A 15,326-nucleotide genomic window follows, 5' to 3' on the forward strand; every position below is an offset into this window, starting at 1 on the left:
CGGCAGGTTTGCCGGGCCGCGCCCCTTTGGCCCTTGAGCGACGATGTGACCCAACTGCCGCATAACCTATCGCGACACGATAAAAGGGGAAAGATAGCGGGCGTAACCAGGCGCGGTTACCTTTGTGGATTAACTTGTCAACTACAGCGGCAGGCGGTCAACGCGCGTAGTGCCCCATCAGTTCGCCGCGGGCAAGAATATGCCCTTGCAGGGCGCGCTCAAGTTCGCCGCGGCCGGCGCCTGCTTTGACCGCGGGCGCGTTGTCGAGCGCAAATAAACGGAAGAAATAGCGGTGCGGCTTCCCCGGCGGAGGACACGGTCCGCCGTAGCCGACCTTGCCGAAATCGTTGCGGCCCTGGCGGGCGCCGTCCGCCAATTCCGCGGTCTTCGGCAGGTTCTCCGGCAACTCCTGCGTGCCGGCGGGAATGTTCCACACCACCCAATGGGTAAAGGTGCCGCCGGGAGCGTCGGGATCGTCGAGGATCAAGGCAAACGACCTCGTGGCCGGCGGGGCGCCGCTCCAAGCCAGTTGCGGGGAGGTATTCTGGCCGTCGCATGTTTCCCGTTTTGGGAATTCGCCGCCAGGGGATATCAATTTACTGTTGACCTGCATGGCTCCCTCCGGAGGCGCAGCGTAATTTGTCGCGTCAGCACCGGCGGTGAAACGCGCGGAACCGCCGAAACCCCAGATTTGATGCGCGTCTTCCGCGGTTCGCATGTACACCGATGCGGTGAGCAAGGTCACAATCAGGAGCGACATTCGCCTCATACCCAGCCATTTCATCAGAAGCCGAACGGATTGCCAAGCGGCTGTGGAGCGTGCGCCGGAAAACGGCGGAAACCCTGTGTCCATGCGGGTTTCCGCAGGCGCGCACGAACGTCCGTTCGGAGCGCCGGACGGCCCCTCGAAGTTTTTCCTTGACCGGAAGGGTAAGATGGAATGTCACAGGGGGTTGTGTCGTGTTATCACCTTATGGACTCGATATCATAGAAAGCTGCTTCACCTGTAAAATGCGGGCCGACCGGATATTCTGCGATCTGCCCACCGCCGCCCTGCAATCATTCGAAGCCATTAAATACGCCAGTGCTTATCCCAAGGGCGCAGTCCTGTTTGTCGAAGGCCAGGCTCCCCGGGGAATCTTCGTTCTTTGCAAAGGCCGGGTGAAACTCTCCATCTGTTCCACCGACGGAAAAACGCTGATCCTGAAAATCGCCGAACCCGGCGAAGTGCTCGGGCTCAGCGCCACCGTTTCCGGCAAACCGTACGAACTCACGGCGGAGACGATCGATCCCTGCCAGGTGAACTTCGTCAAGCGCGAGGATTTTCTGCGCTTCCTGCGCGAGCACAGCGAAGCCTGCTTCCGCGTCGCCGAGCAATTGAGCGACAAGTACAACACCGCTTGCCACGAGATCCGCTCGCTGGGGCTTTCCCACTCGGCGGCGGAAAAGCTGGCCAAGCTGCTGCTGGAATGGAGCTCGCGAAACGGGGAAGCGAACAAGCAGGAGCCGCGCGTGAAGATGGCGCTCACGCACGAAGAGATCGCGCAGATGATCGGGACCTCGCGCGAGACGGTCACCCGTCTGTTCGCCGAATTGAAGAAGCGGCAGATCGTGCACGCCAAGGGCTCGACGTTGCTGATCCGCAACAAGGCGGCCTTGAAAGCCCTGGCCAGCGTCTAGGGACGTCGCCAGTCTTCGCCCGAACTCCGCCGCGCCATGACCGGATGCGGCGGAGGAAGCGTCCTTCTAGTTCCTGCCGAAATCCGCTCCGAGCGTTGCTTTTCAGGTTATGCATCACTATAAACGGTGATAGCAGTCACTGTTTTGGTTCCCCGCAGCAAGCATGATTCCAGTGTTATGGAAAGCGCCAAGAACCAGAGCTGCTTCACCTGCGAGCTGCGGCCGGACCGAGTTTTTTGCGACTTGCCGGCCGAAGCGCTACAGGCATTCGACTCCATTAAGACCACCACGAGGGTGCCGCGCGGAGCGATCTTGTTCGCCGAAGGCAAACAGCCGCGGGGAATCTATGTCTTGTGCGAAGGGCGCGCCAAGCTCTCGGTGTGTTCCGACGCTCGCAAGCGCCTGATGCTGCGCGTTGCCGGGCCGGGCGAGGTGCTGGGCCTGAGCGCCAGCATGGCGGGGCGACCCTACGAAGTGACCGTGGAAATGCTGGACGCTTCGCAGGTAGCCTTTGTCCGCCGCAAAGACCTTTTGCACTTCCTGCGCGAACACCGCGTGGCCTGCCTGCAGGTGGTTCACCTGCTCAGCCAGGACCTGCACCAGGCGTATGACCGGGTGCGGTCGATCGGACTGTCGCGCGCGCGCCGGCCCCACCTGGTGCACCCCGCCTCGCACGCCGCCGCGCACAGCAACTGACAGATCACCGAGGATCCTGCAGACGCCCGCTCCGGCGGGCGTTTTTGCTGGTGCGGGAAGGTCGCAAGGCGCCGTGAGTTACGGCACAGGGGCATGTCCGGCCGGAAGAATTGGATCACTCAGCTATGTGAGCGGCCTCACAGCCTCTCCGCTCACAGTTGTCCGATGCTGTCGCTGCAGGTCCGGGGTCCGATGCGGATCCGCCCCGGTGCTGCCTAGGAGCTAATTGCAATGGACGAATTCAAAAATCTTAAGCGGTTCGCGGTCTCTCTGGCCGCTGTGATGCTGGTCATGCTGGTAGTGACTGGCGTCAGCACCGCCGGCACGCAGCCCAAGGCGGCCCCCGCCCCGGCCGTCGGCGGCGACTACGTCGGTAGTGACATCTGTATCTCTTGCCATGATGATCAAAACCGTCGCATGAAGAACACGGTGATGGGCAAGGTTTTTGCCAAGCCCCACACAGCCGACGAAAAACTCGGATGCGAATCTTGCCACGGACCCGGCAGGGCTCACGTGGAAGCCGGCGGCGGCAAGGACACCATCCCTGTCCGTTATGGCAAAGACACCCGGAACTCAGTCGAAGAACAGAACCAGTCTTGTGTGCAGTGCCACAAGAGAGGTAACCGCATGTTCTGGGCCGGCAGCCCGCACGAATCGCGCGGTATGCGGTGCGTCGACTGCCACAACGTAAAGCAGCAGCTGAAGAGATCACTGGCCGGCGAGACATTCTTGACTGAACCGCTGAAGGACACCGGAGGTCTGGTCAAGCCCGAGACCGAGCTCTGCTTGCAGTGCCACCAGATGCGGCGCGCGCAACTGCAGCGCTCTTCGCACATGCCGTTCCGCGAAGGCAAAGTCACTTGCACCAGTTGCCACAACCCGCACGGCTCGCCCAATCCGGCACAACTGAAGCAGGCCACCGTGAACGAGAACTGCTATAGCTGCCATGCCGAGCGGCGCGGCCCCTTCCTCTGGGCGCATCCGCCAGTGACGGAAAACTGCGACACCTGTCACGAGGCGCATGGTTCCACCAACCCGCAGTTGCTGAAAACGCGCATTCCGCGGCTCTGCCAAGAGTGCCACAACGAATTCGCGCACGGGACGGGAACAATCGGCTACCCCTTGGGCAATGTCTCCAACGCTGGTAAGCCCATGGGCTACCCCAACAAGACCACGAACCGTGGCTGTGCGAACTGCCACTCCAAAATCCACGGGACCAACGCCCCGTCGGGTAAATTCTTTTTGCGCTAGGAGATAGGAGAGAGCAATGAAACTTTTCAAGCTGTTTGCGCTTTGTACACTGCTCGCGCTCCTGCTTGTTCCGGCTGCGGTTATGGCACAGGAACAGGCTCCCGAGCGCGGCGTCGTGGAGTTCGGCTTCCGCGGGGTCACGGGAACGGTTTACGGTCGCACCAATCCGGGTGACGTTCCGTTCAGCAACAATTTCCGTCCCGATCTGTTGAACTCCGGCCTCAACACTTATTACGATTATCGAAACGCCTTCTACATTCCTAAATTCAACTACCAAAGCGATACCTTTCTTGGCTCCACGAGCTATCTCAAAATTCAGTCGGCCAGCAACGGCCTCGCCTTTGAGGGAGGAACTCTGGGTCGAGATCAGACCGTCCTGGTTACACTCGGTCAATACGGCCACTACAAGGCCCAATTCCGCTTTGACGAGACGCCGCACATCTTCAGCGGTACCACGCGTACGCTGTTCAGTGGCGGCGGGGGCGCATGGAACGTGAATCCTGCGCTGCAGAGCACGCTGTTCGGCGCCCTCTGCGGCAGTGTTAGTGCGTCCCATGGATGTACGGTCACCCCCTCTGTCAGCGCCATTTCCAACGCGTTGAGCAGCGCGGCAGCCGGTGCCACATACTTTACGCAACAGGAGAGCCGGAAAGCGGGTACTGGTCTGTTCAGCTGGAACATCAACCCCGACCTGAACATCTCTGCCGTGTTCTCGCGGGAGCACCAGCTCGGCACCCGGCCCATCGGCTTCGTCATGGGCAACGGCTCGACTGGCTACGCCGCGGAAGCGCCGGAGTCGATCGACTACTACACCAACAATGCCAAAGTCACCGCCGAGTTTGGTCAGAAGCACTGGGACGCACTGTTTGGGTACCAGGGGTCGTTCTTTAAGAACGACACTCCCAACATGGTGGTGATGAACCCGTTTTCGAACACTTTCACCCAAGTTACTTCGACCATGAGCAGCACGGTGGGTCCGGCCACGGGGCGAATGGATCTGTACCCGGACAATAACTACCAGCAATTTGTGAGTCAGGGTGCAGCCGAGCTTGGCAAACACATCCACTTGATGGCTAACATCACTCCTGGGTGGATGTCCCAGACGGCCAGTTTCCAGCCTCTAACGACGAATACTTATCTCACCTCAACCCCACCGGCCGGTTATCCGAGCTTCCTGCCGACGCAGAATCTCAACGGCAAAGTGGGCACGCTGGCCATGAACTACACCGCCGTAGTCAAGGCCGCGAAGAACCTGGTATTCACAGCGAAATACCAACATTATGGCTACGACAACAACACTCCGGATTTGCTGGTTAGGCCCACGGTGGCCGACACCTCGTTCTTAATCAGCAGCTCCTTCCACGGTTCGACGGCAAACTGCTATGACCCGGTGGCGGGGCCCGGCAGCGTGAATGTTGTTAACGCTGCTTATACCTACTACTGTCCCGGCGAACAAAGCTCGTTCACCAGTAAGCTGTTGGATTTGGGCGGCACCTGGTTCTTCACCAAGAAGAACTCGGTGAAGTTCGGCTATCAGCGGGGGTGGATGGATCGCACGAACCGCGAAGTTGCCGAGACCATCGAGGGTTCGTTCTACGGAGCGCTGGACATGCACCTGCAGAAGCATCTGTTGCTGCGGGTTTCGGCGCGTCACCAGAACCGCTTGCCGCAAGGCGGCGCCGAGGCCTACGAGGCCGATCCCAGCAACCTGTATGCGCGCATGCCCGACCAATCCACGCGCGTTCGTAACCGTGGCGATGTGTCGCTGCAGTGGGATGCCACTCAGAAGCTGAGCCTCTCGGCCTTCTGGGGAACGCTGCAGGACAACTACAACCAGCGCAACTCGGTCAACAGTTTGGTGCCGCTCGGGGATGCCACCTATAGCCAGGTGATAGTGGCCGGCACGAAGCCGACACCGATCTATGGACCGTATTACGCCTATGGGTTGCTGAACAACATCGGGCGGAACTACGGCTTCGATGTCAACTACGCGCTGACGCCCAAGGTGGTCTTGTTCGCGGAGTACGGGCGTGAGAAGAACACCGGCGCCATACTCCAGGGGAGGGGACTCAACACCCCCGCAACCTGTACACCCACGGGCACCGGCTTCGTCTATCCCAGCTCGTGCGACCCGATCAACGACCTCCTGACCGCCAACAAGGATGTGGTTAACAGCTACTATGGTGGAGCGGATATCACTGTTTCCAAGAAGTTCGACCTCAGCCTGTATTACAGCCTGTCGCTGGCGCAGAGCTTCGTAAACAGCGATGGTGTGAACTGCCAGATCGGCAACGGCTGGACGACAGGGACGTCCTATTGCGACACGCATTTCACGAACTGGAGCCTGGACACGGCTGCCAATCCTGCCGTGAACTTCGGTTATCCGCAGAATGTCAACCGAGTTCACGAGGTTGGTGCCGTTGCCAGGTTCAAGTTGACGCAGAACCTGGTGCCGAAGTTCCAGTACATCTTCCGGCAGTTCGGCAACAGCGATTGGCAGACCGGTGTCATAAATCCCTATAGCTTCAACATTGCCAATGACCCGACCGCCGCGACGGCCCTGCAGAAGCAGCTGTTCCTGGGGGCGGATCAGCCGTCCTACAGGGCGCACATCTTCTCGGCTACACTGGAGTACCACTTCTAGTTCGTAGTTATGTACTTACCAACCCTGCGAGGGCGGCCCACCGGCCGCCCTCTTTTTTGCTCCGCATGCCCCGCTCTTCGGGCGATTCATCATGATGCGACAGGTTGCGGCGCGGGCCGCTTGCGCCGGTGATGCGGCTCACGCCCGCTAGTGATGACCACAGCGGGGGTGACTGGAGTCACCTTCAGACGTGAGGCGTCTCACAGCCGGTTGGTCGCCGATCTGAGAACGTAGAGTTGACCCCGCCTGCGTGACGTACGTCACCGGCGCTAGGGTCGGGGCCGACCACGGCACGTCGAGCAGGTACTGGATGACCGTATTGCGACACACCAAGACCCGGACGCAAATCCCGTTGGCGCTGCTGTTCACCGCGGCCCTGCTGTTCGCCGGCGGCGTCGCCCGGGCCGAGGACAACCCCAACGACACCTGCCTGGCCTGCCATGCCGACAAGTCGCTCACCACCAAGCGCGCCGGGCGCACGGTTTCGCTGTTCGTCGAGGCGAAGAAGTTTTCGTCGTCCATCCATGGATCGCTCGCCTGCACCAACTGCCACGCCGATCTCGAGGGCAAGGACCTGCCGCACGAAACGCCGCTGAAAAGAGTGGACTGCGGCGCCTGCCACGGCGAGGAGGCCAAGCAGCACGCCAAGTCGCTGCACGGCCGCGCCGTGGCGCGCGGTGACGCGCTGGCGCCGCGCTGTGTGAATTGCCACGGCAACCACGACATCCTTTCGGTCAAGGACCCGCGCTCGCCAGTGTCGCCGCTGCAGGTGCCGTTCACCTGCGGCAAGTGCCATCGCGAGGGCACGCCGGTGCAGACCCAGCGCAAGATCGAGCAGCACAACATCATTGAGAATTATGCGGAGAGCATGCATGGCGAGGCCCTGCTGAAGAAAGGCCTGGTGGTGGCGGCGAACTGCGCCTCCTGCCACACGGCGCATAACATCCTGCCGCACACCGATCCCAGCTCCTCGATCGCGCGGGCCAACATCGCCAAGACCTGCACCAAATGCCACGCGCGCATCGAGGACGTCCACCGCAAGACGATCAAGGGTGAACTTTGGGAGAAAGAGGCGCACGTGCTGCCGGCGTGCGTGGATTGCCACCAGCCGCACAAAGTGCGGAAGGTCTTCTACACCCAGGGCATGGCCGACGCCGACTGCATGCGCTGCCACGCCAACGAGAACCTCAAATCGCGCGATGGGCGGCCGTTGGCAGTACACGTTGCCGAGGTGGCGTCTTCGCGGCATGCCAAGGTGGCCTGCAGCCAGTGCCACTCGGAAGTGAACGCCTCGCGCGTGCGTCCGTGCGAGACCATCACCACGGCGGTGGACTGCTCCAAATGCCACGAGCAGATCGGGCAGGACTATCAGCGCAGCAAGCACGGTCAGCTCTTCGCCAAGAAGGACCCCAACGCGCCCGTCTGCAAGGAGTGTCACGGCACCCATCGCGTGCTCGGCAAGCACGATCCGGAATCGGTGACCTTCCCCACCAATATCCCCACGCTATGCGCGCGCTGCCACCGCGAAGGCAAAAAGGCTGCGATGCGCTATACCGGCGTGCAGCACGACATCATCCCGCACTACCAGGAGAGCATTCACGGCAAGGGCCTGCTGAAGAGCGGCCTGACGGTGACGGCGACCTGCACCAACTGCCACACCGCGCACCGCGAGTTGCCCAAGTCGGACCCGGATTCGTCGGTCAATCCGCAAAACCTTCCCGCCACCTGCGGCCAGTGTCACCACGGCATCCAGGAGCAGTTCATCAACAGCATTCACTCGCGGACCGTTTCCAGCACCAAGGAAGAGCTGCCGGTGTGCAACGATTGCCACACCGCGCACCAGATTCGGCGCGCCGACGAGGACGGCTTCAAGCTGGACATCATGGCCAAGTGCGGCCGCTGCCACGTCGAGATTGCCAAGACGTATTTCGACACGTATCACGGCAAAGTATCGCGGCTCGGCTATACGAAAACTGCCAAGTGCTACGACTGCCACGGCGCGCACGACATCCTGAAAGTCACCGATCCGCGGTCGCACCTCAGCCGCGCCAACGTCGTGCAGACCTGCCAGAAATGCCACGCCAGCGCGACGCGGCGCTTCGCCGGCTACCTGACGCACGCCACCCACCACGATCCCAAGAAGTACCCGTTCCTGTTCTGGACGTTCTGGGGCATGACCTCGCTGCTGCTGGGGACGTTCGTCGTCGGCGGCGTGCACACGTTGTTGTGGCTGCCGCGCGCCTTCCAGATGCGCCGCGAACTGCGCGCCGAGGAAGCCGCACGGAAAGCCGCCGAGCAAGAAACGGCGGAGGAGAAGCACGATGGCGACCGCTAAAGAGCAGATCGAAACCGTCGTTGCGGAACCCAAACCCGCGGCCCCGATCGCCGCCGCCGCGCGGGACGCCGCGGTGATCGCCAGCGACGAATGGGGCCCGGAAGCGCCGCCCGACCGCCGCGAATTCGTCCGCTTCACTCACCTGCACCGGGCGCTGCACGCCTGCATGATCGTCAGCTTCATCACCCTGGCGCTGACCGGGTTGTCGCTGAAATTTTCCTACACCGGCTGGGCGCGGTTTATGTCGCGCATGCTGGGCGGATTTCAGACCGCCGGCTTCATTCACCGCACCGCCGCGGTGATCATGTTCGCCGCCTTCATCACTCACATCGTCGATCTGTTCAAACTGAAGAAGCGCGAGTACGGATCGTGGAAGGCGCTGATCCTGGGCCCGAACTCCATGCTGCCCATGAAGCAGGACCTGCTGGAGTTCATCGCCACCATGAAGTGGTTCGTGGGGCAGGGCGAGCGGCCGCAGTACGGGCGCTGGACGTACTGGGAAAAATTCGATTACTTCGCCGTCTTCTGGGGCGTGTTCATCATCGGCTCCACCGGCTTGACGCTGTGGTTTCCGGTGTTCTTCACGCGGGTGATTCCCGGGTCGTTCATCAATGTCGCCACCATCATTCACAGCGACGAGGCGCTGCTCGCCACCGGGTTCATCTTCACCGTCCATTTCTTCAACACCCACCTGCGGCCGGAAAAATTTCCCATGGACACCACCGTGTTCACCGGGCACATGCCGCTGGCGGAATTGAAGCGGGACAAGCCGCGCGAGTACCAGGCGTTGCTCGCCAGCGGCCGCCTGGAGCAGCATTTGGCGGATCCGCAGCCCGCCATCGTGGTGAAGACCATTCGCGTGTTCGCCTGGGTGGCGTTGTCCATCGGCTTCAGCATCGTGGTGTGGATCATCTACGCGATGCTGTTCGCGTACCGCTAGCCCGGTGCGCAGAGAGAAGGGTCCTGGCATGTTGAAACCGAGCCGTGCACGGATGGCGATCGCGCTGGCATTCATACTCCTCTTATTCAGCGCGATTTCGTGGGCCGCGAAGCCGCCGAAACAGCCGAAAATCACCGACGCCGAATGTCTCGCTTGCCACGCCGACGCGAGCCTGACCAAGGAAGTGGGCGGCAAGCAGGTCTCGCTGGCGGTGGAGGAGGCGAAGTTCAAGGGCTCGGTGCACGGCATGTTCGCCTGCACCGACTGCCACACCGACATCAAGTCGGCGCCGCACGACACGCCGCCCGCCAAGCCCAAGTGCGCCACCTGTCACGCCGATGAGGACGCCGCCTATAATCGCGGCTTCCACGCGCAGGCGGTGAAGAGCGGCGACAAACTCGCCGCCTCCTGCCAGGATTGCCACGGCAACGTGCACCAGATCCTGCCCGCCACCGATCCCAAGGCGAAGGTGCATCGCTCCAACATTCCGGCCACCTGCGGCGTCTGCCACGGCCAGAAGTTCGTGATGGAGGCAAGCGGCCACAGCGCGCAGCCGTTCATCAACTACGAGGAGAGCGTGCACGGAAAATCGGTCGCCAAAGAAGGCGACAAAAGCAAGGCCGCGGTCTGCACCGATTGCCACGGCGCGCACGAGATCCTGAACGGCGGCAATCCGAAGTCCTCGATTGCCAAGGCCAACGTTCCCTTTACCTGCGCCAAGTGCCATGAAAAGGTCGAGCAGGAGTTCATGAGCAGCATTCATGGACAGGCGGTGACGCGCGGAAACTGGCAGGCCCCGGTGTGCACCGATTGTCACGGCATTCACACCATCAAGGCGCCGAGCGATCCCGCATCTTCGGTGAGCGCCTACAACCTGGCGCGCAGCACCTGCGCGCGCTGCCACGAGAGCGTGCGCCTGGCGGGCGAGTTCGGTGTCGAGGGCCGTCGCGGCAGCACCTACCTGGCGAGTTATCACGGGCTGGCGTCGAAGGCGGGATCCAACGTGGTCGCCAATTGCGCCAGCTGCCACGGCGCGCACAACATCTTGCCGTCCTCCGACCCGAAATCCACCATCAACCACGCCAACCTGATCAAGACCTGCGGCCAGTGCCACCCGGGCGTCACCGAAAAATTCATCCAGGGCAAAGTGCACGTGGACGCGCCGCTGTCCGCCGATATCGGCAGCGTCGCGGTGCGCTGGATCCGCCGCATGTACCTGACGCTGATTCTCTTCACCATCGGCGGCATGCTGCTGCACAACCTGATTATCTGGCGGCGCAAGTCTCTGCTCCGCCGCGACGCCCACCGCCGCATCGTGCGCCGCATGGACGCGAATCAGCGGGTGCAGCACCTGACGCTGCTGATCAGCTTCTTCGTCCTGGTGCTGACCGGCTTCGCGCTGAAGTATCCGGACTCCTGGTTTGCCGAGTTGCTGAGCTTGAATGAGACCGTGCGCGGAATCCTGCACCGCACCGCCGGCGGTGTGCTGATGGCCGTGGGCTTGTACCACGTCGCGTACCTGATCCTCAGCGCCGCGGGCCGGCAGCTCATGTTTAGCATGCTCCCCGAGCCCAAGGACGCGCTCGACGCGCGCGACACCATGCTCCACTACCTCGGCTTCAACGTTTCCAGACCGCAGTTTAAGCGCTTCAACTATGCCGAGAAGGCCGAGTACTGGGCCCTGGTCTGGGGCACGATGGTAATGGCCAGCACCGGCCTGGCGCTGTGGTTCAAGGTGCAGGTCGGACACTTGTTTCCCCGGTGGTGGCTGGATGTCGCCACCGCCATCCATTTCTACGAGGCTGTCCTGGCCACGTTGGCCATCCTGGTCTGGCACTTCTACCAGGTGTTCTTCGACCCCGACATCTACCCGATGAATTGGGCGTGGTACGACGGCCGTATGTCGGTGGAGCACTACCAGGACGAGCACGGCCTCGACAGCGAGACTGTCCGCCGCGCCGTGGATGCCGCGGCGGCGGAGAGCGGCGCGCCCGAGCCGGTGCCGGCGCCGGAACCGTCCGAGGACAAGCAGCCGGTCGGCCCGCGCCCTTGAAGAGCCGGAATGCAATCCGGCGGGCAGGGATGGCCTGTGGCACAGGTCACACGCGATTGTGACTTGCACCACAGGCCATCGTTTGTCAGCGGTTTACATTTGACGTAAGCTGCGCGGTTGCTTTTTTTGCCGGCGCAGCCCTGCCGGTGCAGTACTGCTACAGGAAATCCAGGAGGATTTTGGATGGCCGACCAGCCCCCCGATGCCGTAGCCTCGCCCGCTTCCCCGCAAAACCCGCCGCCGGGCCTGTTCCGAAACCCGATCAGTCTGATCGGCGTGGCACTGGCGCTCATCAGCGCGGCCAATATCGCATTCCTCATTTTTATTGATTACATCTCCGCCCGGCCTAGTCCTTACATCGGCATTTTCGCCTACATGATCCTGCCCGCGTTCATGGTGCTGGGACTGCTGCTGATCCCGGTGGGCATGTGGGCAGAGCGCTCGCGCCGCCGTACGCAGGCGCCGTCCATGGCGCGCTACCCGCGCATCGATCTCAATGATCCGCAGCAGCGCGGCGCCTTCGCGTTTTTCGTCACCTTCGCCATTGTGTTCGTCGCGCTGAGCGCGGCCGGCAGCTACCGCGCCTACGAGTTCACCGACTCGGTCCAGTTCTGCGGCCAGCTTTGCCACTCGGTCATGAACCCCGAGTTCGTCGCCTACAGCCAGTCGCCGCACGCGCGCGTGCGCTGCGTGGATTGCCACGTCGGCCCCGGCGCCGGATGGTACGTGCGCTCCAAGCTCTCCGGCGCCTACCAGGTGTATTCCGTCACCTTCCACAAGTATCCCAAGCCGATCCCGACGCCGGTGCAAAGCCTGCGCCCGGCGCAGGAAACCTGCGAGCAGTGCCACTGGCCGCGCAAGTTCTACGGCGCGCAGTTGAAGGTGTTCTATCACTACGGCAGCGACGAGAAGAACACGCCGCGGCAGATCCGCATGCTGATCAACACCGGCGGCGGCGATCCCACCACCGGTGCGCCTTCCGGCATTCACTGGCACATGAACATTGCCAACGAGATTACCTACCTTGCCAGCGACAAGCAGCGACAGGTGATTCCGTGGGTGCAGGTGAAGGACCAGAGCGGGCGCGTCACCATCTACCAGTCGAAGGACAACCCGCTCAAGCCGGAACAGATTGCCGGCATGCCCAAGCGGCGCATGGACTGCGTGGACTGCCACAACCGTCCGACGCATATCTATCCCTCGCCGGACCGCTCCGTGGACGAGGCCCTGCTGGCGAAACGCATTGATCCGGCGCTGCCGTTCATCAAGCAGCAGGCGGTGGAGGTGCTCAGCGCCAAATACAACACTACGCCGGAGGCGATGCAGGCGATCGCTACCAGCCTGGAAAAGTTCTATAACGAAAAATATCCGGCGCTGACCAAGAGCAGGGAACTGGAGATCCGCAATGCCATTGCGGAGGTGCAGCGGATTTTCAAATCCACCATCTTCCCCGAGATGAAGGTGGACTGGCGCGTGCACCCCAACAATATTGGGCACTTCCTTTCCCCCGGATGCTTCCGCTGCCACGATGGCGACCACGTCAGCGCGGGCGGCGGCAAGGCGCTCACGAAAAATTGCGACACTTGTCATACCGTGATCGCGGAAGTGGAGAGCGGACAGCCCGTCTACGGCAGCACGCAGGGCATGGCGTTCAAGCACCCGGTTGACCTGGGCGACATGACCGCCGTCAATTGCTCCGACTGCCATACCGGCGGCGTCGGACCGTAAGGCAAGTTTCTAGTTGCTGGTTTCTAGTTGCCAGATCGCGAGGGCAGCGGATTTATCGCTGCCCTTTGTTTTGTCTGTCTAGTACTGGTTTCAAGAGTCGGTTTTTCGGAAGGGCACGGCTTTAGCCGTGCTGCTGAGGCCGCGAAAATAGTGGGCTTTAGCCCCTGAGGGACATTTTTCCTGAGGACTGTGGCCCACATCTGCCTCGGCCAATGTGGGTCTTTTTCTGTCGTGGTGTTCAGCGCGCGAGTCGCAGCGGCGGATGAGAATAGCCCGGCGCTGAAGCAGGTAGGAGCGGACGCGATTGCAGTTGGGCGGCTCCGTAACTTGTGCTAAGCCGATTTATCGCTAGTTACGGAAGTCGGTCAAAAACAATCCTGTGAAGAATGGCAAAACCTACTGTCCAGCCAACAGCTTCGAGAGCCGAGATTCCTACGTTCGTCCAAAATGGTGTTGTGCGCCAACTCCACGCCATCCCGCAGGTAAAGAAAACAACGAACGCAATTGGCCCATCAATAACGAGGCGCTGCCATGTCTTAAGCTTTGACCGTTCGGCGCTCATTCTGAGCCGCATTATGCTCCCTGCGTAACTGTCGTAAACACCCTTATTACAAGTTACGCCCCAAAGCCCCCGTGACCCTCCTCACACCAATTTGTGACAACTGTCACGGCCTCATGTTCTCCCCGGGTCTACGCTGGAGCAGGTAGAGGAGACCGAGGATGGATACCGGGACCGCGCAAAATCCGCAGCCGTCGAAGCCGCGGCTGATCTTCTGGGAAGTCACCAAGGGCTGCAACCTGCGTTGCATCCATTGCCGCGCCAGCGCCACCGAGCTGAGCTCGCCGACCGACCTGCCGACCGCGCGCGCGCTCGACATCATCACCCAGATTGCCGCCTACGCCAGCCCCATCCTGGTGCTGAGCGGAGGCGAGCCGCTCTACCGGCGCGACATCTTCCAGTTGGCCCGCTTCGCCACCGATCGCGGGCTGCGCGTTGCCCTGGCCACCAACGGCACCATGGTGACGAAAGAACTGGCGCGCCGCATCGTGGACTCCGGCGTGCGCCGCGTTTCCATCAGCCTGGACGGCGCCGACTCGCTGACCCACGATACCTTTCGCGGCATCCCCGGTGCGTTTGACGCCGCCGTGTACGGCTTGCGCAACCTGAAAGAACTGGGCATGTCGGTGCAGATCAACATGACGATCGCGCGCCACAATGCGCGCCAGTTGCCACAGGTCCTGGAGTTGGCGCGCGGCCTCGGCGCCGACGCGCTGCACACCTTTCTCCTGGTTCCGGTCGGCTGCGGCGTGGACATCGCCGCCGAGCAGATGGTTGCGCCCGAAGAATACGAGGCCATGCTGAACTGGTTCTACGACCGCTCTCTGGAAGGCGGCATCGAGCTGAAGGCGACCTGCGCGCCGCACTATTTCCGCGTCGCACGCCAGCGTCGCGCCGCCGAACGACGCGCATCCGAAAGCACGCCGCAATCCCCGGCGATTGGCCCCGCCGACATGATGATGCCGGGCTCGGCCGGCGTGGTGATTCATCCCCACGGTTCGCATTCTCCCTCGGTCGCGAAGAACGCGGAACACGCCGGCATGGGCGGTCACCCCGACGGCATGCACGCCATGACCAAGGGCTGCCTGGCCGGCACCGGCGTCTGCTTCATTTCGCACGAGGGCGAAGTATTCCCCTGCGGCTATCTCCCGGCGGTCGCGGGCGACCTGCGCAAGCAGAGCCTGGCCGACATCTGGGAAAACTCGGTGGTGTTCAACCAACTCCGCGATACCGACAACCTGAAAGGGAAGTGCGGCTGCTGCGAGTTCCGCAATATCTGCATGGGGTGCCGCGCGCGCGCCTACGCCGCTACCGGCGACTACCTGGACGAGGAGCCGTTCTGCGTATACCAGCCGCGCAGCGAGGCACTCAAGGCCCGCAAAGCGGCTGCCGTGGCCAACGAGTGAGTCTTGTACGATACGGGAGATCGCGCCGCCAACC

Annotated in this window: 10 protein-coding genes; 9 read left to right on the plus strand and 1 reads right to left on the minus strand. The window is 62.0% G+C overall.

The annotated features are described in order from the left end of the window. Positions 1-157: 157 nt before the first annotated feature. On the minus strand, positions 158-613 hold the full coding sequence (locus LAN70_17835) for a YbhB/YbcL family Raf kinase inhibitor-like protein (protein MBZ5513011.1): 456 nt from the start codon (positions 611-613) through the stop codon (positions 158-160). A 347-nt stretch (positions 614-960) separates the two neighbouring features. Between LAN70_17835 and LAN70_17840 the strand changes: the two genes are divergently transcribed. From LAN70_17840 to LAN70_17880, 9 genes are all read left to right on the plus strand, one after another. Further along, positions 961-1,680: a Crp/Fnr family transcriptional regulator gene (locus LAN70_17840; GenBank protein MBZ5513012.1), complete on the plus strand. Its 720-nt coding sequence runs from the start codon at positions 961-963 to the stop codon at positions 1,678-1,680. A 177-nt stretch (positions 1,681-1,857) separates the two neighbouring features. Next, positions 1,858-2,376: a cyclic nucleotide-binding domain-containing protein gene (locus LAN70_17845; protein MBZ5513013.1), complete on the plus strand. Its 519-nt coding sequence runs from the start codon at positions 1,858-1,860 to the stop codon at positions 2,374-2,376. 291 nt (positions 2,377-2,667) lie between these two features. Continuing rightward, positions 2,668-3,627: a DmsE family decaheme c-type cytochrome gene (locus LAN70_17850; protein ID MBZ5513014.1), complete on the plus strand. Its 960-nt coding sequence runs from the start codon at positions 2,668-2,670 to the stop codon at positions 3,625-3,627. 16 nt (positions 3,628-3,643) lie between these two features. Continuing rightward, positions 3,644-6,271 carry an MtrB/PioB family outer membrane beta-barrel protein gene (locus tag LAN70_17855; protein MBZ5513015.1) on the plus strand — a complete coding sequence of 876 codons (2,628 nt, stop codon included), beginning with the start codon at positions 3,644-3,646 and terminating at the stop codon, positions 6,269-6,271. 310 nt (positions 6,272-6,581) lie between these two features. After that, positions 6,582-8,606 carry a hypothetical protein gene (locus LAN70_17860; protein MBZ5513016.1) on the plus strand — a complete coding sequence of 675 codons (2,025 nt, stop codon included), beginning with the start codon at positions 6,582-6,584 and terminating at the stop codon, positions 8,604-8,606. Then, positions 8,593-9,546: a cytochrome b/b6 domain-containing protein gene (locus LAN70_17865; protein ID MBZ5513017.1), complete on the plus strand. Its 954-nt coding sequence runs from the start codon at positions 8,593-8,595 to the stop codon at positions 9,544-9,546. The genes LAN70_17860 and LAN70_17865 overlap by 14 nt, the downstream gene beginning before the upstream one ends. Positions 9,547-9,574: 28 nt before the next feature. Then, a complete protein-coding gene (locus LAN70_17870; protein ID MBZ5513018.1) occupies positions 9,575-11,599 on the plus strand; it encodes a cytochrome b/b6 domain-containing protein in 2,025 nt (674 codons plus the stop codon). 183 nt (positions 11,600-11,782) lie between these two features. Then, complete coding sequence (locus LAN70_17875) at positions 11,783-13,327, plus strand: NapC/NirT family cytochrome c (protein MBZ5513019.1); 1,545 nt, start codon at positions 11,783-11,785, stop codon at positions 13,325-13,327. Positions 13,328-14,047: 720 nt separating this feature from the next. Further along, positions 14,048-15,292 carry a radical SAM protein gene (locus LAN70_17880; GenBank protein MBZ5513020.1) on the plus strand — a complete coding sequence of 415 codons (1,245 nt, stop codon included), beginning with the start codon at positions 14,048-14,050 and terminating at the stop codon, positions 15,290-15,292. The last annotated feature ends 34 nt before the right edge of the window (positions 15,293-15,326 follow it).

The sequence above is a fragment of the Terriglobia bacterium genome (genome assembly GCA_020072845.1).
Lineage (GTDB): Bacteria > Acidobacteriota > Terriglobia > Terriglobales > Acidobacteriaceae > JAIQGF01.

Bases quoted from the DNA above. Each gene is read 5' to 3' on its own strand.
- LAN70_17835 (MBZ5513011.1), bottom strand. From the start codon at position 613: ATGCAGGTCAACAGTAAATTGATATCCCCTGGCGGCGAATTCCCAAAA.
- LAN70_17880 (MBZ5513020.1), top strand. From the start codon at position 14,048: ATGGATACCGGGACCGCGCAAAATCCGCAGCCGTCGAAGCCGCGGCTG.
- LAN70_17875 (MBZ5513019.1), top strand. From the start codon at position 11,783: ATGGCCGACCAGCCCCCCGATGCCGTAGCCTCGCCCGCTTCCCCGCAA.
- LAN70_17845 (MBZ5513013.1), top strand. From the start codon at position 1,858: ATGGAAAGCGCCAAGAACCAGAGCTGCTTCACCTGCGAGCTGCGGCCG.
- LAN70_17870 (MBZ5513018.1), top strand. From the start codon at position 9,575: ATGTTGAAACCGAGCCGTGCACGGATGGCGATCGCGCTGGCATTCATA.
- LAN70_17860 (MBZ5513016.1), top strand. From the start codon at position 6,582: ATGACCGTATTGCGACACACCAAGACCCGGACGCAAATCCCGTTGGCG.
- LAN70_17850 (MBZ5513014.1), top strand. From the start codon at position 2,668: ATGCTGGTAGTGACTGGCGTCAGCACCGCCGGCACGCAGCCCAAGGCG.
- LAN70_17855 (MBZ5513015.1), top strand. From the start codon at position 3,644: ATGAAACTTTTCAAGCTGTTTGCGCTTTGTACACTGCTCGCGCTCCTG.
- LAN70_17865 (MBZ5513017.1), top strand. From the start codon at position 8,593: ATGGCGACCGCTAAAGAGCAGATCGAAACCGTCGTTGCGGAACCCAAA.